The sequence below is a fragment of the Flavobacterium sp. F52 genome, from assembly GCF_000278705.1.
GTDB classification, from domain to species: Bacteria; Bacteroidota; Bacteroidia; order Flavobacteriales; family Flavobacteriaceae; genus Flavobacterium; species Flavobacterium anhuiense.
The window spans coordinates 36,180-57,405 of the sequence record NZ_AKZQ01000003.1 but is presented as its reverse complement, the minus strand read 5'-3'; the positions used below and the strand labels follow the sequence as shown (position 1 = coordinate 57,405).

Sequence of the window (21,226 nt, the reverse complement as noted above, 5' to 3'; positions counted from 1 at the left end):
CCAATATCTAGCGTATTGGGCATTTTCTTTTTATAATTGATATGAAATACCAAATTCAATATTCTTTGTGTTATAGCCAACAATAAAACCAAGTGCAAAAACATCGGCAAAAGCAAAACCCTCAATCTCCAAAAAGATTGAGGGTTTTAATTTTTTCAAAAGAATAAACCTTACTCCAAATCCAGATAAGGATTTAAAATTTCGGCTAATTCATTGAGCCAATAGAAGCTGTCTCCAAGTTTAGAGGCATTAGAAGAAACATTTTGCTCTTCGTTCATAACGCCTAATGCTAGAGTTAAATTTACCTGTCTTATGGCTTTTGCCATATCGATTGGGTCAATTCTGTTGTTGAAGAAGTTCATCAGCCTGATTTCGGCTTCTTTTGAAAGGATTTTGGTACTCATAACTCTGTAATTTAGGAAATATAAAACCCATGTAGCTAAGGTGTCCTACGCTTACAGAAGCGTTACGGTTGTTTCCAATGCCGCCACCATACCACATGGGCAAGAAGTTTTTTAAGTATCATAATTCTGTAATTTAGGAAGCGCAAATATATTAAAAATTGGGAGTATTTTCGTATAAGAAGGGATAGGATTATTTGTTTATTTCTAAGAATAATATATAAACTAAAAACCTCGATTAACTTTAAATCGAGGTTTAGAATTAAATTATTTTGCAAAATTAATTTAGTTTTGCATACATCATAGCTGTAAAAGTTACATAAGATTCTTTTGTAAGTTCTCCTCTTTATATTTATTTACTTCTTTTTTAAATTGAATTATCTCTTTTTCATCTAACGATTTATTGTATTTTAATTTGGCAATAGTTTTATCAATTTCTATTTGAAATATATTTTGAAACTCTTCATTTTTGAGATCTTGCCCAAATTCAGTAAATAAAAAACACATTCTGGTAAGAAAACGACTTATTTCCTCATCAACTTTTGGAGTAACATTCTGTGAAGAACCGTAAACAATACAATATGAAGGAACAGGAAAGTCTTGCTCTTTATCATTTGGTTCAAAATTGTCTGTTTTTTTACAGCTTTCAATATATTTAGTTTTGTCGAAGATCATTTCTTCATCAATAATTTCACTTTTATTAAATTCATAATAAGTGTCCTGTAGCTTATCTTCTTTCATTATACCGACCAACAATATAATTTCACCTTTGCTCAATGTTGGTATCTTTATACCCGATCCAAATACATTCATAGCATTATTATAATCTATACCATCTTTAAAATTTGCAGTTAAAACAGCATAATAAATATTGTCTTTAATTTTACCTTTATAAAGTTTGGAAGTCAAGCCTTTTACAATGTATTTTTCTTTAACTTCTTTTAGATCTTCAGCTATTTGAATTGACTTGAAATTTGGATTTCCAATAATTAGAATATGGTTTTTACCATACAATTCTGCATTCAATTTTTCAATTTGTCCATTGTAAATACAATTTAAATCTATAGTGCTCACATTGTTCAAATTTTCATCAGCTGAATATGTTCTAATAAATGTTATACTATCATTTTTCGTATTTAAGAAAATTGAATTTAGTGATTTACTTCCATAACTATTGTAAATTAAATGTTTATCACATTTGAAAGACGTTAATTTTGATTGGCTGTTAGCATTTGGAACTAAGAACATTAAAAGAATGATCATCCAATAAATATTTTTCCTTTCTGTCATTTTTATCATTTTAAGATTCTTCTTCTTCTTGCTCTTCAGTAGTTTTTACTGAACCTGTTATCATTTTATTTTTAGTATCATCATAAAAAATAATGCCAATGTTATTTTTATCTTTATATGCACAAATTGCATCGTAATCAAGTCCCTTAGTTGTGCCTGAAATGTTCAACAAATGACCTTTATTTAATTTAGCAAGTTTTGCATAATCATCAAAAACGTACGAAAATGCAAGATAAGGTTCTTTAGTTTCTGAATTGTTCAGAAACACCAAAACAGCAGAATTACGGTTCTTTGTATTATCTAAAGCCACGCAAAAATCAGACAAGCCATCACCATCAAAATCACCATTTACAAGCACGTAAGGTGCTCTTTTTGCATCTTGAGTTAAACTATATGAATTTCCTTCGATATAGCTGTTTTCTAATATGACCCGCTTATTTTTTACTTTCTAATAAAGTAAATTCTTTTAAAGAAAAATTCTTCTTAAATTTTTCAAACTCATATTCATCAACTATATTTTTTTCATTTAGAAAACCTGCAGCCTTTTCAGATATGTTTTTAGGAGAGGTAAAATAAACAGCTATGTAACCATTTTGTTTTTCTGCACTTAGTATTGCATTATTGTCAGTTTTCTCTTCGTTATACATGAACTGTTTTATATATACTTTAGTTCCAAATTTCAATGTATCTATCACTTTACTGTTTGAATTTGGAGCCATTCTCAAAAATGCTTTGTTGGGCAGAGTATACATGATTTCACCAGAGATATTTTCATATTCAGTTTTTATCTCTTTTAGAGTATCTGATGTATTAATTTTTGTCTCTCGAGAGAGCTCCCTTTTTTTCGGGCTAAATTCTTTAGTAAAATAGAATAAGTAAATAATTGAAATTCCTATAATTACTATTCCTATTTTTTTTAAATGTTTATTATCATTCATTTGATATGTTTTTTTATATTTTTATTAGCTTTTCAAGTTTGTTATATTAGGATTTTAAATTTTAAATGTTCATCTTGCTGATGCGAGTCGCTCGCATAAGTAGTTTAAAAATTGTAAAGTAATAAGCTTAGCTTTTACATAAATAAACCAATACCAACTTATCATGAGTGGTGGACTATGGAAAATATGTTTTTATCAATTTTCCCATACTATAAACTTCAACTTTATCCACTGGTCCATCTGGAGAATAATTCCATTCTCCATCTTTTAAACCATTTATATATTGTCCATCCATCCAAACTGATTTATTATACTCTTCAAGATATCTTCTTTCGAGCCATTTTCCGTTTTTAACATTTTTCTTAATTTCTCCCTTTTGTTTATACAAATAGATATAAGAAGAATCAAGACCATCTTTGGTATATATAATTTCTTTACCACCCCATTCTTTTTTGATTTTTATATATGGTTCTTTATAATATTCGACTATGTAATTCTCTTGAATCAGATAATTTCTAGTTAGAAATAAAATAGAATCGTTACTTAATAATTGTTCTGAAATATTTCCTTTTTTATCGTATTTAAAATGTTCTATTTTAAATAGATTGTTTATGATAATATTTTTTTTGAATTTTGAAGTTCTCAAATACTCTCCTTCATCTAAAACTTTTTCATAAATTATTAAGCCGTCATCTAAAACAGTGTTAGCTAACAATATCGATCTATAAAGCTCATCGTTTTCGTACGAAAAAGAGATTAAAAATGTTTTGAAAGTTTTTCCATTAAAAATAAAATCGACGTATTTTTTTACTTCAATTTTTTCATGATTATTTTTAACCTGATTAAAATTTATAACAGGTTTATTGTAATCTTTTTGAAAACTTTTAAAGAATAATTCTATTATTTTCTGTTTGTTGTCTTGAATATTAGATATTTTAGAAGAATCTATTGATTCTATTAATGTATCTATAACATTTAATTTTAGTGAGCTTTCAATTGAATAAACGCTCTTTATTTTAGTTTCTTTTTTACAAAAAGACATAAAAAAAATAATACAACTAATACTAATAAATTTTAGGTATCTCATTTTATATTTTTTAAAGTGGGATTAAAAGATTGAACATGTAGATGATGATGATGATCAATATAATGTATTGAATGGTTTAATATTTTACCATTATATCTCCATGAAAGCATACTTTTCCAACCGTACTTGTATAAAGCATCATTAAAGGCATTTTGTCTCTTTTCATCCATTCCTTTCCATCCACACGGATCGCCAGTTTCGGATACTAAAGATAAGTGCACATTTTTTCCTGATTTATCTTTTCTTAAATATCGTAAGTCTCCATTCATACCATTTTTGTGGGATTCACTTCCTCCAATCGAATTGCCTAAATCATCACTAAATCCATTAAAGATGAAATCACTATAACTACAATCTAACATCGCACCAATAAAAGAAGCAATCGTTACATCATTCATAAAAAATCTATTGGTTCCTGGATTCATTTTTAAGTTAAATTTTATATCTCCTTTTTGGTAATTTTCTAAATTTCTGACATCAATTAAATAAATGTTTGAACTATCAAGTTTATCTCGATAGTCTCTACCAAATCTATTGGTAATTTTTTTTAGTTCATATTTACCAATACTATGTATATTTCCTGAGTTATCATGATAATAATAAGAGGCATTTTCTCTTTTCTCATTTTGTATTTTGTAACGAATTATTCCACTATAGAAGACATGATATTCAATATCTGCATCGGATAATATTTCTACAACATTTCTTTTGCATTCATTAGTTTTTAAAATTGGTTTTATTCTGTTTAATATCTCCTCTCTTTTTGTGACGTCAGTTGTACCTCCATGAACTAATTCTGTTGTTCTTTTAAAATCTTCTAGGTCTGCTATTGTATTTATATCTTTTTCTGAACCATCTTTTAAAACAACTCCGTGCTGCCAATACCAGCCAGCAGAACGAACTAATAAATTCAAATTATTTAATAATAAATCAGGATTAGTAATTAAATTTGTACCAGAGTATTCTCCAAATCTTCGATAACCTTTTTTTCTAGTTATTTGTATTAATCCTCGCCCTCGAAATGTGTATCCATCTCCACTATTTTCATTACCATTTTCTCCAATGTTCCTATAAACATAATTACCTAGTTTTTCAGGGTTATTAAAAAATGTAGATGCATGTGAATAAAGAAGAGGATTATTTTTATTTGACCAGTGAGCATGCAGTGCACTCTCACTACTGTAATTTAGATTTTCATCAATCCTAGTAAAATCTCCTGTCTCTCTTGCTATTTGAGCAAGAAAAAATGCTTTTCTAGTACAGGTATTTATTTTGAATTCTTTTAAGGTTAGATTCAATGCATTGACAAACTCTTGCAATGTTATATGAGAAAGTCCATTAATTCCTTTATTAAACAAATTTGTAGAATTTGGAAACATCAAATTAAATTCATGTAATGTAATTTCTTTATCACAATTTGGACAAATACTACTTTTTTTGTCATTCTCCCACCATTTATAATTAGTATCAACAATCATTGGGCTATTAATAACTTCAAAAATAGGATTACTTGAAATTTTAGATTCTACGCCAACTTTCTGCTCATGATAATCATGCGCTTTTCTATCAGCTTTTGTTATTCCTCTAGTTTCTTTTTTAGAAGGACCTTTTTGTTCTGCGGGAGATGTTTTTTGGGTTTCTGTTTCAGATGGTTTAGAAGCAGAAGTTTTTGAAAGTATATCTATTTTATAATCTGGGTTAATGACATTAATGTCTTGCGTAGGTTTCGAAACTTTTTTGTAAAACTCAGCAGTCACATAATATTCATGAAATGCGCCTTCGTTAGATTCATTCGGTGCCGTTTTTGCATTGGCAAGCCATACTTTGCTGGGGTCAAAAGTAAATTTGACATCGGCTATTCCATTTAATACATTGGCTTCTTTTGTTTCAATACTAATGTCAGAAAGGTCTTTTTTTCCTCCGTCATTTTCCCATAAAGTTACGTTTATACGAAATTTTTCCATATTAAGGCAATGTACGCGAGCTGTAATGGTTTCGCCATAGCTAAATAGTTTGGTGGGCTTTTTTCCAAGGTTGTCCAAAATTTCTACATGCAGTATCTTGCTTTCTGCATTTTCTTTTGTTTTTATATCCAAAACCGCTTTTTCGCCATTGGCATCAACCAGCATTCTGATTCCTTTTCGTTTAAGGCTCTGCTGGTAAAAGGTATAGTTTACTGTTGCACCTGTCTTATTGTTTTTGGTCATTTTTACCCATTCCTTTCCTAATAATATCCAGACACTCCATTTGATATTTTCGTCAGGTATATTTTCTATTGGCTCAATGACTTTTGAAGAGGCAGAACTGCCAAAAAAATCATGTATAGAGTAGTATTCTTTTATCCCTATCAAAGGATTGGGATTGCCATATATTTTTACTTTGCTCATATTTTTTACTATTTTACCGTACGACTACTATTTTTTAAGAACAAATCGCCAGTTCATCTTCCAACTCATCAGGATTTAACAAAGGATTAATCTGCTTTAAGGCATCACGATCTGCTTTTTGCATCTGCTGGCTTCCTACTTCGGCTATCTGTCCATGCTTAAAAATTTCTATACATTTTGGTCCGCCTACAGGACATCCCGCTTTACTGTCTTCTATCAAAATTTTGCCTTGATTGCTCAATGTTACTTTCTCGTAAGGGTCGTCCCACAGGGTTATGGTCGCCATGCAGGGTTTATTACCGCTTGAAGTAGGCTGTAAAGTGCATTTGCCAAAAGTGCCGTTTTTTAAGGTTTGATTAATATCTTTGGTAGTGGCTATGAGTTTTTTATTAGCTCCTTTGTCATTGGCAAAATGTTTTTTTTGAGATTTTACCACTAAAATATCCGTGGCACTAGGGTCTTCACTAAACTTGCATTTGCAGGTTGCGCCATCTACAACAACATATTTCTCCATAATCTTAATTTTTTATTATTCTACTAAAAGTGACATCCTACTATCTACAGTAATTTTGCTCTCGTCTAAATTTTTAACTTCAACTGTAATTTTTCGTTTCATATCAGTTAAATCACATTCCAGACGCAGTTCTTCTATGAGATAATTATTAGGATTCAAAAAATATTGAGCTTGGTAATATTCTTCGACATTTTTGTCTTCAGATTTTCCGCTTTGGGTTACTTCAATCTGGTTTAGATCGTTGAGATACGGATTCACTTTTTCAGAAATTAAAAACTCCAAATCTTCGGTTTGGGCAATTACAGGAAAATATAATTTTCGTTCCGTTTCAAAACTTTGAGTGTAGGCTCTGTGTATTCCGTTAAAATAAGCCCTCAAGAACCAGTTTCCAGATAGAAGTTTTACCAATAAGCTGTTATCTTCAATTGCACTTTCAATATTTTTAGTGAGCTGGGCAAAAGTTTTCCCATCAAACAATTCCCTAATGCTGTATTTTTGTTTTTCCCAGCGTTCTTTTAGTTTGTCATAACTATTTAAATCTATCCATTTGCCGTATTTATTTACAACTATTCGTAAAGGAAACAGAAGTTCTGAAGTCTTTTCTGCGACCGTATATACTCTTGTATCAATTGGTTCTCCGTCTATTAATAGTTCTGAAGTTTTACTTATTTCAATAAAATGATAATTGTCTTGTTGGGTATCAGGTTTCAATCTTAATAGGCTGAAATTTTGTTCAAGAGTCTGTTTTTTTCCTTCCTTTTCAATTGTGTACAAAACCGAATAGTTACGATTGAGTTCAAAAGGGTTAAAAGGAAGGACATTATCTTGACTTACAAATAAAACGGGTTCTTTCTCCTTTTCTTTATCATCTTCTTTTTTCATATGCTATCCATTTATTTTATAGGTCCTTCTTCATCAGGCTCTTTTAATTCATTAATCTTTTTCTGTTCTGAATCTTCATTGTGCGAATCAGTGTTGTATATTTTAGCATCGGGTATTTTCTTTATTTCTGGAGGAGCATTTTTCTCCGTTTTACGCTCACATACTATTACTGAGTTTTCCTTGATTAAATTGGATTCCATATCGTATAAAGCATCTATGTATTTTGTTTTTTCATACCATTTGGATTGAGGATAGAAAACCCAATTGTAATTTTGTTTATTTGGCATCATTACTTTAATCTGATTTTCTGGATTACTTTGGTTATATCCATTTACTGCAAGAAAAAACAAACGCCCAAATTTGACGCCTACAGGTGCTTTTGCTCGTATAGAAATATATTTTTCATCACTGTATTCTTTTTTTATTAAGAGTGTAATCAATAAAATGCCATTCATTTCATTGCTCTTAATTGTTTTATAAAACTTATCAGGTGTCCATGTAGTTATTTTTTTTGGGGGTATAAGCATCATAAAACAAAACGCTTTATCAATCGCAGTGGGAACTACGAATAGTATAAAATGGCCACACATTATAAAAGTAAAATTTATGCCGTTTAAGGCTGTATAAATAATAGCAAACAGCAGGCTTGAGTATAATGGGGCAACAGATGCGAAAAGGAGTTCTACAACAAAACTCTTTTGCTTGAATTCCTGAAAATAATTACGATAAATCCAAACATGAAAAACCCCAAACACTAAAGATACTATCTGATAAAAAAGAAGTTCTTGACTAAGGTTTGTAAATCGCTTATTATGACCTAAAAATGCAATAAGCGCATAAATCAATGCCAATATCAAAGCATAGGCATAGAATTTCTTTTTATACTCTTTTGCAAAGTCTTTTATTTTATCGCTAATAAGTAAGGTAAGGATACTACTAAGCGCAATTATCACAATTAAATATATTATGATATTGACATCAATAAGATTTACTAAGTACTTTTTAATCATTTCAGTAATATTTAAGCACTAATGTAATCTTTTTATTTCATTTTAAACCAAAAATATATTATTTTTCTTTCATTTAAGAATTTTTATTTATAAAAAAAAGGACTATGTCCTTGAGTGTTTTTTACAATTAATTATTATTTCATAAAATCATTACAAAATATATAATTTTAAACCAAATCCTTTACAATTGATACGAGATACCAAATTCGATATTCTTCGTATTATATCCAGCATTACTGCTTCCTAAACCTGCATTTGAAACGTGCCTTAAGCTTGGACGAATATCAAACTGCATTTTATTATAACCAACCGTAAAACCAAGCGCTAAAACATCGGCAAAAGCAAATCCTTTAGACATTCTTTCTGTTTCTGTATCTGTAATAAGAGGTCCAACACTTCCTAAAACATAAAACGAACACACTTTACCGATAGGTTTACGAACTAGAAAACCACAATTAAGCACATATTCGCGAACATCCTTTAGACGCGTATATTCATCTCTTTTTTGCTGATAATTTGGCGTTTCAGGCTTAACAAAATAGAAATTCAATAATTGGTGTTTTCCAAAATTGATTTCAGGTTGAATTAAAACTTCGTATTCAAAATTTTTAGTCTCTTTTATCTTGTAATAGAGTTGCGCCTTATAAAAATGATTTTCAAAAGTATAATCAGTATTACTAAATTCACTTCCGAATCCATAACTCAAACCTAATCTATAATTACTGCTTTTCTCTTGTGCTTGAAGCTGAAAAGCAACAAATAAAGCAATTATAAAAAATCTTAGTTTTTGAATCATAATTTGTTTTGGATTGGCAGATGCAAACATAAAAAAAAGATCCAGTTTTCACTGGATCTTTCTATTTAATTAAAATAAGGTTTTTAATTATGCCTTATTGTGTTTGTCTTCGATTGTGTGTTTCTCATCACTTGAAATCGTGTCAACCAATACTGGTGTAGCGATAAATAATGAAGAGTAAGTACCAACGATAATACCGATCAACATTGCAAAGATAAATCCTCTGATAGATTCTCCACCGAAAATAAACATCGTTAATAATACGATAATCATCATTAATGAAGTATTCAATGTTCTAGATAATGTAGTATTAATAGAAGCGTTTACAATATCTTCAAAGCTACCTTTACGGTTTCCTATGATAAACTCTCTTACCCTGTCAAATACAATTACTGTATCGTTCATAGAATAACCAATTACAGTTAAGATCGCAGCGATAAAGTGCTGATCCATTTCCATGTGGAATGGCATGAATTTGTAGCATAATGAATAAATTCCTAATACGAAGATTACGTCGTGAGCAACAGCTGCAATCGCACCTAATGAATACTGCCATTTACGGAAAGATACCATTAAGTATAAGAAAATAACTGCCATCGCACCAAGAACTGCCCAGTAAGAGTTAGTTTTAATATCTTCAGAGATAGAAGCACCTACTTTAGAAGCTTGTAATACTCCAACTCTCTTACCATCAAATGAGTTGATGAATTTATCGTAAGTTGTATTTGGGAAATACTTCTGTAAAGCAGCATATAATTTTTGGTTTACTTCCTCATCAATAGCAACACCGTCTTCTTTAATTTTATATTTAGTAGTGATTTTCAATTGATCATCATCACCTAAAATTTTAGCCTCAACCGGAGTACCGAAAGCTGCAGACAATTCGTCTGAAACTGCAGTAGCATCAACTGGTTTTTCAAATTTAACTTGGAAAGTTCTTCCTCCAACAAAATCAACACCTTCATCTAATCCGTTAACGAAGAAGATAGATACTAAACTTACTACTGTTACAATAGAAGAAAAGATATAAGTGAACTTTTTGATTTTGATGAAATCAAAGTGGAAGTTTGTAAACCAGTTTTTAGTAATACTTGTAGAGAAAGTCAAATCTGCTTTTCCTGCAATATTTCTGTCAATGAAAATTCTAGCAATAAAGATAGAAGTAAACAATGAAGTTACGATACCAATTAATAATGTTAATGCGAAACCTTTAATAGGACCTGTTCCGAAAATAAACAAGATAGCTCCAGTTAAAACGTGAGTAACGTTAGCATCAATAATAGAACGCATTGCACCATGCCATCCGTAAGAAGCTGTAACTGCTTCAGAAAGAGATTTTCCTTCACGCAATTCCTCTTTCGCTCTTTCGTAGATAATAATGTTCGCATCTACCGCAGTACCTAATGTAAGTACGATACCTGCAATACCTGGTAATGTCAATACAAAACCAAAACTTGCCATAATTCCGAATAAGAATAGTAAGTTTAACAATAAAGCAAGGTTTGCATACCAACCAGCTTTACCATAATAGAATACCATCCAAACGCAAACTAATAAGAATCCTAATACAGAAGAGATTGTACCTGCATCAATAGCCGCTTGTCCTAAAGATGGACCTACAACAGTTGATTGAATAATATCTGCAGAAGCTGGTAATTTACCTGCATTTAATACGTTAGCTAAATCTTTTGTTTCAGCGACATCAAATGAACCTGTAATCTCAGATCTTCCTCCAGCAATAGGACCGCTTGTTACACCTGGAGCAGAATATACGATATCATCTAATACAATAGCAATGTAGCTTTTTTGAGCAAATGCTCTTCCTGTCAATTCTTCCCAAACTTTAGCTCCTTGGCTGTTCATTTGCATAGAAACAGCTGGTTTACCCATTTGGTCAAAAGTATCTTTTGCATCAGTTACAACACCACCGCTCATAGCTGGCGCATTGTCTCTGTTTCCTTTTAAAGCATACAATTCTACAACTTCAACATCTGCTGCAGTTTTTGGATCTTTTGCTTTAGGATCTTTTATAGTTGTTGGCTTACTCCATACAAATTTAGCATAGTGCTGATCAGCAGCCAATAAAACTCTAATTTCTGGTCTTTTAAAATATTCATTGATAGAAGCAGTATCTTTAGGTGCAAAATAACCTAAAACTGGTCCGCCACCATTACCAATCATTTTATCAAACAAAGGATTGTTTCCTTTTTTAACATCTGAAGAATCTTTAGCATCTGTTAATAATGCATTTAATGAATCTTTAGCAACAGTTTTAGTTTCAGTCTTTTTAACTTCAGTTTTCTTTAAAGCTTCGTTTGCTGATACTAAGAAATTACCGATTTCTTCAATTTTGAAAGTTTCCCAAAACTCTAATTGAGCTTTTCCTCCTAATAATTTTTTAATTCTATCAACATCCTTAGCACCTGGAAGCTCAACTAAGATTCTTCCTGTTTCTCCCAATTTTTGGATGTTTGGCTGAGTAACACCAAATTTGTCGATACGCTCTCTTAAAACTTTAAAAGCGCTTTCTACAGACTCATCAACTTTTCTTTTGATAACTTTTTGAACTTGCGCGTCAGACATTTGAAAGTCTACTCCACCTTCTCCTTGAAGGCTTCTGTTAGCGAAAATATCTGGAGATGCTAATTTTACAGTTCCTTTTGAATTTGCTTCAAAAGCTTCAAAAAACTTATTTAAATATGTTTTGTTTCCTTCTAAATTTGCAGATGCATCAGCTAATGATTTATTAAAAACTGGATTTTTAGAATTATTAGCCAAACCTTTTAATACATCTTTAATAGAAATTTGAAGAATTACGTTGATTCCTCCTTCTAAGTCAAGACCTTTATTAAGCTGTTTGTTTTTCACTTCGTTATAAGTGAAATCAGTAAAACCAAGATTTAATACTTTTTCTTTACCAATAGAATCTAAATATTTCAGCTCTTTATCAGGGTTATCTCCTGCAAAAGCTTTAGCTTCACTTTTGACACTATTTGCCACAAAAGTGAAGGATAGTTGGTAAATACTTACCAATGCAAATAGAATTGCGAAAAATTTAATAAGTCCTTTATTCTGCATTATTACTAAAAATTAATTATGTTTTATTTTTGATTTTGTTTTAAAGTCCCATAAAATAAGCCCTGACATTATTTTTTAAAACAAAAAAACGAGATCACGAATTACCAATTTTTTTTTAAACCGAGCAAATATATAATTAACGAAAATATTAACCAATTTATTTATTAATTAATCTCAAAAAAAAAGCTGCAAAAGTGCAGCTTCTTTTCTTTTTTGCCGTTTTTATTATACTAAAATCGTTTTTAGGGCATCATTCATACTACGAACTGCATCTGCACTTTTAGCAAATAATGCTTTTTCCTGATCGTTTAATTTAATATCAACTATCTCTTCTACTCCGTTTTTACCAATTATGCATGGCACACCGATACAAATATCATTCTGCCCATATTCTCCTTCTACAAAAACAGAACATGCAATCATTTTTTTCTGATCGTTTAAAATGCTATCTACCAAATAAGCTACAGAAGCCCCTGGAGCGTACCAAGCTGAAGTGCCTAAAAGTCCAGTAAGAGTAGCTCCTCCAACCATAGTATCTGCTGCAACTTTCTGCAATACTTCTTCTGAAAGGAACTGTGATACTGGAATTCCATTATAAGAAGCTAAACGTGTTAACGGAATCATAGTGGTATCTCCATGACCTCCAATTACCATTGCTGAAATATCATTTGCCGGTTTATCCAAAGCTAATGAAAGGTAAGTTCTAAAACGAGAACTATCTAAAGCACCGCCCATTCCTATTATTCTATTTTTCGGAAGACCTGTAGCTTTCAAAGCCAAATACGTCATCGTATCCATCGGATTGGAAACTACAACAATTATAGTATTAGGAGAATATTTTAGTACATTTTCGGCAACTGTTTTTACAATTCCTGCATTAATACCTATTAATTCTTCTCTAGTCATTCCTGGTTTTCTCGGAATTCCTGATGTAATTACTACTACATCGCTTCCCGCGGTTTTAGAATAATCGTTGGTAACTCCCGAAACTCTGGTATTAAAACCTGTGTTTGTGGCACACTGTGTAATATCCAGCGCCTTCCCCTCTGCAAAACCTTCTTTAATATCCAACAATACTACTTCGCTTGCAATTCCTCTATAAGAAATGACATCTGCACAGGTAGCTCCAACATTTCCTGCTCCTACAATGGTAACTTTCATATTTTTTACTTTATCGGTTATTAATTATGTCTATTCTCTAAAAAGACAATTCGTTTAATTGTCTAGTAAATTTAAACAATTAAACGAATTGAAATTATTAATTTTTCATTTTATGCGTCGATATTTGCGTAAACTGCATTTTTCTCGATAAACTCTCTTCGAGGAGGCACTTCATCCCCCATCAGCATAGAGAAAACTTGATCAGCTTCTGCAAGACTTTCAATATTAACCTGACGTAATGTTCTGAAATTCGGATCCATTGTAGTTTCCCATAATTGCTCCGCGTTCATCTCTCCAAGACCTTTATAACGCTGGATAGAAGCACTTCCTCCCATTCTTTCGTTAGCTTGATCACGCTGAACATCATTCCAAGCGTATTCTTTTTTGTTTCCTTTTTTAACTAAATATAAAGGTGGCGCTGCGATATATACGTGACCTTCTTCAATAAGCTCTTTCATAAAACGGAAGAAGAACGTTAATATTAAGGTAGAAATGTGGCTACCATCGACATCGGCATCACACATGATGATTACCTTATGATATCTAAGTTTTTCAAGATTTAATGCTTTACTATCTTCAGCAGTTCCAACCGTTACTCCTAATGCAGTAAAGATATTTCTAATCTCTTCGTTTTCGAACACTTTATGGTGCATCGCTTTTTCAACGTTCAAGATCTTACCACGCAATGGCAGAATCGCCTGAAAGTTACGATCACGTCCTTGTTTTGCTGTTCCACCAGCCGAATCTCCCTCGACAAGGTAAACTTCACATCTTGCTGGATCTTGCTCAGAACAGTCTGATAATTTTCCTGGCAATCCGCCGCCTCCCATAACAGTTTTACGCTGTACCATTTCACGCGCTTTTTTGGCTGCGTGACGTGCCTGAGCCGCTAAGATTACTTTTTGGATAATTACTTTTGCATCATTTGGATTTTCCTCCAAATAATTCTCCAGCATTTCTCCAACTGCTTGAGAAACTGGAGAAACAACCTCTCTGTTTCCTAGCTTAGTTTTAGTTTGTCCTTCGAACTGAGGTTCTGCAACTTTTACCGAAATAATAGCTGTTAATCCTTCACGGAAATCATCTCCTGATATTTCGAATTTCAATTTATCTAACATTCCAGAAGCATCGGCATATTTTTTAAGCGTTCTTGTCAAACCACTTCTAAAACCTTGCAAATGCGTTCCTCCTTCGTGCGTATTGATATTGTTTACATAAGAAAAAATATTCTCCGTATAACTTGTATTATAGATCAAAGCAACCTCAACTGGAATTTCACCTTTTTCGTGATCCATACTGATTACGTGAGAAATAATTGGCTCACGGTTTCCATCCAAATAACGGATATATTCTTTTAATCCTTCATCTGAATGAAAAACTTCGCTTCTAAATTCTCCTTTTTCATCAACTTCTCTCTTATCTGTAAAGGTAATTGTGATTCCTTTATTTAAGAAAGAAAGCTCACGCATACGAGCTGAAAGCGTATCATATGAAAATTCAGTAGTCTGCTGAAAAATAGTATCGTCTGGGAAGAAAGTCTGGCGCGTACCTCTTTTCTCTGTTTCACCGATTTGTTTTACAGGATATAAGGCTTTTCCTCTTTCGTATTCCTGCTCATAAATTTTACCTTCTCTAAATACAGTAGATTTCATGTGAACAGAAAGGGCGTTTACTACAGAAACCCCAACCCCGTGCAAACCTCCTGAAACTTTATATGAATCTTTATCGAATTTACCTCCGGCACCAATTTTTGTCATTACAACCTCAAGTGCAGAAACACCTTCTTTTTTATGCAAATCAACTGGAATACCACGTCCGTTATCTTCAACTGTAACAGAACCATCTTCGTTTATTGAGACACTAATGGTGTCGCAATGCCCTCCCATTGCCTCATCAATAGAGTTATCAACAACCTCATAAACTAAATGATGCAGTCCTCGAACCCCTACATCTCCAATATACATCGATGGACGCATTCTTACATGCTCCATTCCCTCTAATGCCTGAATACTATCTGCTGAATAATTGTTCTTCTTGATTTCTTCGCTCATATAATTTATTCTAAAAAATGTATTTACTGTCTAACACGCAAATATATAAAAACGCGAGCTATATACCCAGTAAATTACAACTTAAAGCACCTAAGTTATTAACACAATCGTCTGAAAAACCTAAAAATAAGTCCAAAAATGAATTTAAATTCGAAATTTTTGAAAATCCCAAAATTTTAAATGTCAAATTCTAATTTTGAAATCTGAAATATCGAATCAAAATTTTAAAATCCGCTTAAAACATTACAATAAAAAAACCGAAATCACATTAAAATGTTTTTCGGTTTTTCTATATCAGCCCCAACTTGGAATTTGGAATTTATTTTATTGATTTTTCCTTTTTTTTGGAATTTGGAATTTAAGAAATTGGAATTTTCTACTTTTAAGCAATAACAGTAGTTTTTACAGTTTCAAAATTACCATTTAAGTGTGCAGCATTTGCCCTTCCGCTTGGATCGAGATTTTCCTGCCATTTTGGTATCCATTTTCGAACAGTTTGCGCTGCACTGACCTGCGGATAGAATTTATGGAAAATCGATCTGTATAAATACGCTTCTTTAGTCGTTGGCGAATTGTACGGAAACTCAAGACTTGCTCCCGCCAATTGCTCATCTGTAACCTGCGAAGCGCAATATTCGATTAATTCGTCAACCCAACTATATCCTACACCATCAGAAAATTGCTCTTTCTGACGCCATAAAACTTCTGAAGGCAAATAAGTATCTTCTGTATCAAAAGCTTTTCTTAAAATATATTTTTCAACGCCATCATACGTTTTTGGCTGTTTTTCTTCTGTTTTAATTCGAATCGCAACATCTAAAAATTCGGTATCCAAAAACGGAATTCGCACTTCTAAACCATTTGCCATTGTCGTTTTATCTGCACGTAGCAAATCGGCTGTAAACAGCTTCTGCACTCGTTCTATCGTTTCATCCTGAAATTCTTCTTCCGAAGGCGCATTTCTAAAATACAAATGTCCACCAAAAACCTCATCAGCTCCCTCGCCAGACAAGATTACTTTTATTCCTTGATCAGCGATAGCTTTAGAAAGCAAATACATTGGCACACCAGATCTTACCGAAATAATATCGTAAGTTTCGATATGATAAATTACTTTTTCTAAGGCTTTCACTCCTTCTTCTACAGAAAAATGAATTTCGTGATGTTCTGTCCCCAAAAATGCAGCTGCTTTTCTTGCCACAACATTATCTGGAGCATCAGCATCCAATCCGATAGAAAAAGAATGCAGTTTTTCGCCTTTTTCTTTTAATAATCTTGACGTAATTGCTGAAATCAGAGAAGTATCCAAACCTCCCGACAACACAACTCCTAATGGCACTTCGGCCAATAAACGTTTGCGTGTTGCCTGAATTAAGCTTTCGCGAATTAACTCTAAATCTAGTGGCTGAGTTGCATTTTTATGGTCTTCGTATTCTGGACGATAGTATTTTACAAAACCAGTTTTTGCCGTATAATAATGTCCTGGAGGAAAAGTAGAAAACGATTTGCATTGGTCTGCAATAGATTTCATTTCTGACGAAAAATAAATTCGTCCTCTTTCATCCAAACCATAATACAAAGGTTTTACCCCAATCGGGTCACGGCCAGCAATATATTTATCTCCATCGATAACCACAAAAGCAAAATCTCCATCTAATTTATTGCAGAAATCATATCCAAATTCTTCATACAGATGTACAATCACTTCTGAATCTGATTCTGTTCTAAAAGTATGGTGCTTTAATACCGTATTTTTAAGTTCTTTATAATTATAAATTTCCCCATCATGCACCATCCAAGCTTTATTAGTTCCTTGAATTGGCTGTTTCCCCGAATTAAGATCAATAATCGATAGGCTTTCATGACAAAGTATACTACCATTTTCCATGATATGAATATCGCTTTCGTCAGGTCCGCGATGTGACATTCTTTCAGAAAGTTCTTTTACAAGTTTCGGGTCTTTTCCTTTTCCAATTACGGCCAATAATCCAGACATAATACTTCTATTTTATTTATTTACATTCAGTTTTTAGGCTAACTGAACATTAAAAAATCATTAAAATTTTTCATACAAAGCAAAACTAAATATTAAATTTTGCTTTTTGCTATTAAATTCTTAAAATACAATAGCATTTAACGTTTTTTATGGGGTTTCAAATATATTAAAAGAAAGTTAAATAATTACAAATAACAAATCTTAGAGAGGCCTTAATTATTTAATTTAACAGTTAAGACAAAAAAACGCTCTCTTAAAGAGAACGTTTTTCCGCAATATATATACTAATTCTAAAAATTAAACTCTATTTTATGCTTTAACGTAAGCATCGTCGTGAACATTTGCTACTGCTCTTCCTGATGGATCGTTTAAGTTTTTGAAAGCTTCATCCCACTCCAAAGCAATTTTTGTACTACATGCCACACTTGCTTCCTGAGGCACACACAATGCTGCTGCATCGCTTGGGAAATGTTCAGTAAAAATTGAACGATAATAGTACTCTTCTTTTGAAGTTGGTGTTTGCAATGGGAATTTAAATCTCGCGTTTGCCAATTGTTCGTCTGAAACTTCTCTAGCTACCACTTCTTTTAAAGTATCAATCCAGCTGTATCCTACTCCATCAGAGAATTGTTCTTTTTGTCTCCAAGCTACACTTTCTGGAAGCATGTCTTCAAAAGCTTTACGAACTACCCATTTTTCCATTGGGTGCTCTTTGTTAATCATTTTATCTTGCGGGTTGATACGCATGGCAACATCCATAAATTCTTTATCCAAGAATGGCACACGACCTTCAATTCCCCAAGCTGCTAAACTTTTGTTGGCACGTAAACAGTCATACATATGAAGTTTTCCTAATTTACGAACGTTTTCTTCGTGGAATTCTTTAGCGTTTGGCGCTTTGTGGAAATACAAATATCCTCCAAACAACTCATCTGCACCTTCTCCCGAAAGAACCATTTTGATTCCCATAGATTTGATCACTCTTGCCATTAACCACATTGGAGTTGAAGCTCTAACTGTAGTTACGTCATAAGTCTCAAGGTTGTAAATTACATCACGAACTGCATCTAATCCTTCTTGGATCGTAAATTTGATTTCGTGGTGAATAGTTCCAATATGATCTGCAACTTTTCTTGCTGCTGCTAAATCTGGAGAACCTTCTAAACCAACAGAGAAAGAGTGCAATTGCGGATACCAAGCATCTGTAGTGTCATCTGACTCAATTCTTTTTTGAGCAAATTTCTTAGCCACAGCCGAAGTAATAGAAGAATCTAAACCTCCTGAAAGTAAAACTCCGTAAGGAACGTCACTCATTAATTGTCTGTGAACTGCAGCTTCCAATGCTTTTCTGATTTCAGGAATACTTGTTTCGTTATCTTTTACAGCATCATATTCTGTCCAGTCTCTTTTGTACCATTGTACAAATTCACCGTCTTTGCTTGATAAATAATGTCCTGGAGGGAATAATTCAATTTTTGTACAATATCCTTCAAGAGCTTTTAACTCAGAAGCCACATAGAAAGTCCCGTGCTGATCCCATCCAATGTACAACGGAATAATTCCCATATGGTCACGAGCAACAAAATACTCGTCTTTATCTACATCGTAGATTGCAAATCCGAAGATTCCGTTTAATTCATCAACGAAGTGTACTCCTTTTTCTTTATATAAAGCTAAAATAACTTCACAGTCACTTTCAGTTTGAAAGTTATATTTACCAGCAAATTGTTTACGCAAATCTCTGTGGTTGTAGATTTCACCATTCGCAGCCAAAACCAATTTTTTATCTTCTGTAAATAAAGGTTGTTTTCCTGACGCTGGATCTACAATTGCCAAACGCTCGTGAGAAAGAATTGCTTTATCATTACTGAAAATTCCGCTCCAGTCTGGTCCACGGTGACGAATGATTTTTGACATTTCTAATACTTGAGGTCTTAAAGCTTCAGCTTTTTGTTTAAGATCAAAGGCACATACAATTCCACACATAATTTTATATTTTATTTTGTAAATTTTAATTTGATAGGGCAAAGATGTGATATTAGTTACAATTGAAAAACACAAACCTCAATATCAATTACAATTACAAATCAAAACAACAATTTTACATAAAAAATGTAAAATTTTGATATAAAAAAAAGTCTTAAACTTGAAATTTTTAATTTTGAGTATAAAACTGCTTTAAAATTGAAACTTTAAATCGGTTTTTTGAATTAAATTTTGAGTTATTCTGTTACAAATGAAAGATTCGTAAAGATGAGAAGAAAAGTTGTTCTGGAATTGTATTTTAAGCAAGAACACAGTGTTTGTCATTCTGAGGAACGAAGAATCACACTAGAAACTCCGCAAAGAATAATGCCGATCTTTGTCGACAAACTAGTGAGATTCTTCGTTCCTCAGAATGACAAGATTGGATAGGATGGCTACGTATTGAACTTTGTCAAAGTTGATAGCGAAAAAAGACTTATTCTACACTTTCAATAGTATAATGCGTCTTATTTATTTCAAATTGAAATCCAGCTTTATTCCCCATTAAATGATTTCCTAAGGGAGATTGTGGAGAAAGCGCAATAACATTAATTCCTTCAATTGCAATTTTAGGAAGCGCAACACTCACATATAAATAAATTCCGTTGGCTTTTACTAAACTGCCTAAAACGATGTTTTCTGTTGTCTTAAGCGGGTCTATTTTATCTAAAATTGCTTTTTGCTCAAGGGCTTCCTTCAACTTATTAGTCAATTTTTCCTGTTCGATATGCATCATCGACAAAGCTGTTTCGTGTTTATCGCCAGCTGAACCTTTGGCATCGTTTTTTGAATCTTCTGTCAAACCAGAAATCATGTCTCTAAAAACATCAATTCTGTCTTGAACCATTTGTGTATAGTGAGAATATATTTTTTCTTTGAAAGTCATTTTTTTAAAGGTACTGAGATTCTGAGGTGCAAAAGTGCAAAGGTTTTTCCTTTTGTCTAAATTTTTATTCGAAAAAAGCTTTTGGATAGACCACTTCTCCGCTTACTCCTTTTAAACCATCTTCCGCTAATGCAATAACCATACAGTTTTCTGATGGAACATCAAAAGGCATTTTGATATTGTACTTTTCACAAAGTTTATATCCAAATCTTGGATAATAATCTTGATGTCCTAACAAAATAACCGATTTGTAACCTAACCTTTTCGCGATTTCATGTCCATGTAAAATAAGTTTAGAACCAATTCCTTTTCCTTGAAATTCTGGCAAAACTGAAACGGGAGCTAATGCCAAAGATTCAAATGAATTTAAATTATTTTTAATTTTCAGCTTGGTAAATAAAATATGACCGACAATTTCATTATCAATTTCTGCAACAATAGACAATTCAGGAATAAAGGCTTCAGAGTTTCTAAGTCTTTCTACCAAAAATTGTTCTTTATGATCGCTGTATTCTTCCTTTTCAAAAGCTTTTTCTATCAAATGAAAAACACTTTCAAAATCATTTTTATTTTCTTGACGTAATATAATTTCCATTTTATAAAATTAAAAAACAGCCACGAATTCACGAATCTACTCCAAAAAATTCATGAGCCCATGGCTGAAAAAAAAGGCACTTTATCTTTTATAAAATCTTTGTGCCTTAGTGTCTTTGTGGCATTAAGC

The 21,226-nt window shown here is 32.3% G+C and carries 17 protein-coding genes; all 17 read right to left on the bottom strand.

Annotation, left to right across the window (positions count from 1 at the left end; translation table 11 throughout):
- Positions 1-170: 170 nt before the first annotated feature.
- Complete coding sequence (locus FF52_RS01225) at positions 171-404, bottom strand: hypothetical protein (RefSeq protein WP_035690555.1); 234 nt, start codon at positions 402-404, stop codon at positions 171-173.
- Positions 405-716: 312 nt separating this feature from the next.
- Complete coding sequence (locus tag FF52_RS01220) at positions 717-1,691, bottom strand: hypothetical protein (protein WP_008462276.1); 975 nt, start codon at positions 1,689-1,691, stop codon at positions 717-719.
- A gap of 10 nt (positions 1,692-1,701) precedes the next feature.
- The gene (locus FF52_RS01215) at positions 1,702-2,049 is read right to left on the bottom strand and encodes a hypothetical protein (RefSeq protein WP_008462273.1); all 348 of its coding nucleotides are present in this window, start codon (positions 2,047-2,049) and stop codon (positions 1,702-1,704) included.
- 76 nt (positions 2,050-2,125) lie between these two features.
- Positions 2,126-2,629: a hypothetical protein gene (locus FF52_RS01210; protein ID WP_008462272.1), complete on the bottom strand. Its 504-nt coding sequence runs from the start codon at positions 2,627-2,629 to the stop codon at positions 2,126-2,128.
- A 175-nt stretch (positions 2,630-2,804) separates the two neighbouring features.
- A complete protein-coding gene (locus FF52_RS01205) occupies positions 2,805-3,671 on the bottom strand; it encodes a hypothetical protein (protein ID WP_035690552.1) in 867 nt (288 codons plus the stop codon).
- A 41-nt stretch (positions 3,672-3,712) separates the two neighbouring features.
- Positions 3,713-6,103, bottom strand: a complete 2,391-nt coding sequence (locus FF52_RS01200; RefSeq protein WP_008462269.1) for a glycoside hydrolase family 19 protein — start codon at positions 6,101-6,103, stop codon at positions 3,713-3,715.
- 34 nt (positions 6,104-6,137) lie between these two features.
- Complete coding sequence (locus FF52_RS01195; RefSeq protein WP_008462267.1) at positions 6,138-6,617, bottom strand: DUF4280 domain-containing protein; 480 nt, start codon at positions 6,615-6,617, stop codon at positions 6,138-6,140.
- A gap of 15 nt (positions 6,618-6,632) precedes the next feature.
- Positions 6,633-7,499 carry a hypothetical protein gene (locus FF52_RS01190; RefSeq protein WP_008462266.1) on the bottom strand — a complete coding sequence of 289 codons (867 nt, stop codon included), beginning with the start codon at positions 7,497-7,499 and terminating at the stop codon, positions 6,633-6,635.
- 11 nt (positions 7,500-7,510) lie between these two features.
- Positions 7,511-8,509: a TssN family type VI secretion system protein gene (locus FF52_RS01185; protein WP_008462265.1), complete on the bottom strand. Its 999-nt coding sequence runs from the start codon at positions 8,507-8,509 to the stop codon at positions 7,511-7,513.
- A 181-nt stretch (positions 8,510-8,690) separates the two neighbouring features.
- Positions 8,691-9,305, bottom strand: a complete 615-nt coding sequence (locus FF52_RS01180) for an acyloxyacyl hydrolase (RefSeq protein WP_035690568.1) — start codon at positions 9,303-9,305, stop codon at positions 8,691-8,693.
- Positions 9,306-9,392: 87 nt separating this feature from the next.
- Entirely contained in the window at positions 9,393-12,383 is a 2,991-nt protein-coding gene (secDF, locus tag FF52_RS01175) for a protein translocase subunit SecDF (RefSeq protein ID WP_008462262.1), read from the bottom strand.
- 225 nt (positions 12,384-12,608) lie between these two features.
- Positions 12,609-13,544 (bottom strand): malate dehydrogenase, encoded by a 936-nt coding sequence (mdh, locus tag FF52_RS01170; protein ID WP_008462261.1) that lies wholly within the window; start codon positions 13,542-13,544, stop codon positions 12,609-12,611.
- 110 nt (positions 13,545-13,654) lie between these two features.
- Positions 13,655-15,595 (bottom strand): DNA topoisomerase (ATP-hydrolyzing) subunit B, encoded by a 1,941-nt coding sequence (gene gyrB, locus FF52_RS01165; RefSeq protein ID WP_008462259.1) that lies wholly within the window; start codon positions 15,593-15,595, stop codon positions 13,655-13,657.
- A gap of 382 nt (positions 15,596-15,977) precedes the next feature.
- The gene (gene asnB, locus FF52_RS01160) at positions 15,978-17,591 is read right to left on the bottom strand and encodes an asparagine synthase B (protein WP_008462257.1); all 1,614 of its coding nucleotides are present in this window, start codon (positions 17,589-17,591) and stop codon (positions 15,978-15,980) included.
- A gap of 309 nt (positions 17,592-17,900) precedes the next feature.
- Positions 17,901-19,577: an asparagine synthase B gene (asnB, locus tag FF52_RS01155; RefSeq protein ID WP_008462256.1), complete on the bottom strand. Its 1,677-nt coding sequence runs from the start codon at positions 19,575-19,577 to the stop codon at positions 17,901-17,903.
- Positions 19,578-20,052: 475 nt separating this feature from the next.
- Positions 20,053-20,502, bottom strand: coding sequence for a hypothetical protein (locus tag FF52_RS01150; RefSeq protein ID WP_008462254.1), 450 nt, complete (start codon positions 20,500-20,502; stop codon positions 20,053-20,055).
- Positions 20,503-20,566: 64 nt separating this feature from the next.
- A complete protein-coding gene (locus tag FF52_RS01145) occupies positions 20,567-21,097 on the bottom strand; it encodes a GNAT family N-acetyltransferase (RefSeq protein ID WP_008462253.1) in 531 nt (176 codons plus the stop codon).
- Positions 21,098-21,226: the final 129 nt, after the last annotated feature.

Bases quoted from the DNA above. Each gene is read 5' to 3' on its own strand.
- FF52_RS01145 (WP_008462253.1), bottom strand. From the start codon at position 21,097: ATGGAAATTATATTACGTCAAGAAAATAAAAATGATTTTGAAAGTGTT.
- FF52_RS01210 (WP_008462272.1), bottom strand. From the start codon at position 2,629: ATGAATGATAATAAACATTTAAAAAAAATAGGAATAGTAATTATAGGA.
- mdh (WP_008462261.1), bottom strand. From the start codon at position 13,544: ATGAAAGTTACCATTGTAGGAGCAGGAAATGTTGGAGCTACCTGTGCA.
- FF52_RS01225 (WP_035690555.1), bottom strand. From the start codon at position 404: ATGAGTACCAAAATCCTTTCAAAAGAAGCCGAAATCAGGCTGATGAAC.
- FF52_RS01185 (WP_008462265.1), bottom strand. From the start codon at position 8,509: ATGATTAAAAAGTACTTAGTAAATCTTATTGATGTCAATATCATAATA.
- FF52_RS01220 (WP_008462276.1), bottom strand. From the start codon at position 1,691: ATGACAGAAAGGAAAAATATTTATTGGATGATCATTCTTTTAATGTTC.
- asnB (WP_008462256.1), bottom strand. From the start codon at position 19,577: ATGTGTGGAATTGTATGTGCCTTTGATCTTAAACAAAAAGCTGAAGCT.
- FF52_RS01180 (WP_035690568.1), bottom strand. From the start codon at position 9,305: ATGATTCAAAAACTAAGATTTTTTATAATTGCTTTATTTGTTGCTTTT.
- FF52_RS01205 (WP_035690552.1), bottom strand. From the start codon at position 3,671: ATGTCTTTTTGTAAAAAAGAAACTAAAATAAAGAGCGTTTATTCAATT.
- asnB (WP_008462257.1), bottom strand. From the start codon at position 17,591: ATGTCTGGATTATTGGCCGTAATTGGAAAAGGAAAAGACCCGAAACTT.
- gyrB (WP_008462259.1), bottom strand. From the start codon at position 15,595: ATGAGCGAAGAAATCAAGAAGAACAATTATTCAGCAGATAGTATTCAG.
- FF52_RS01195 (WP_008462267.1), bottom strand. From the start codon at position 6,617: ATGGAGAAATATGTTGTTGTAGATGGCGCAACCTGCAAATGCAAGTTT.
- FF52_RS01200 (WP_008462269.1), bottom strand. From the start codon at position 6,103: ATGAGCAAAGTAAAAATATATGGCAATCCCAATCCTTTGATAGGGATA.
- secDF (WP_008462262.1), bottom strand. From the start codon at position 12,383: ATGCAGAATAAAGGACTTATTAAATTTTTCGCAATTCTATTTGCATTG.
- FF52_RS01150 (WP_008462254.1), bottom strand. From the start codon at position 20,502: ATGACTTTCAAAGAAAAAATATATTCTCACTATACACAAATGGTTCAA.
- FF52_RS01190 (WP_008462266.1), bottom strand. From the start codon at position 7,499: ATGAAAAAAGAAGATGATAAAGAAAAGGAGAAAGAACCCGTTTTATTT.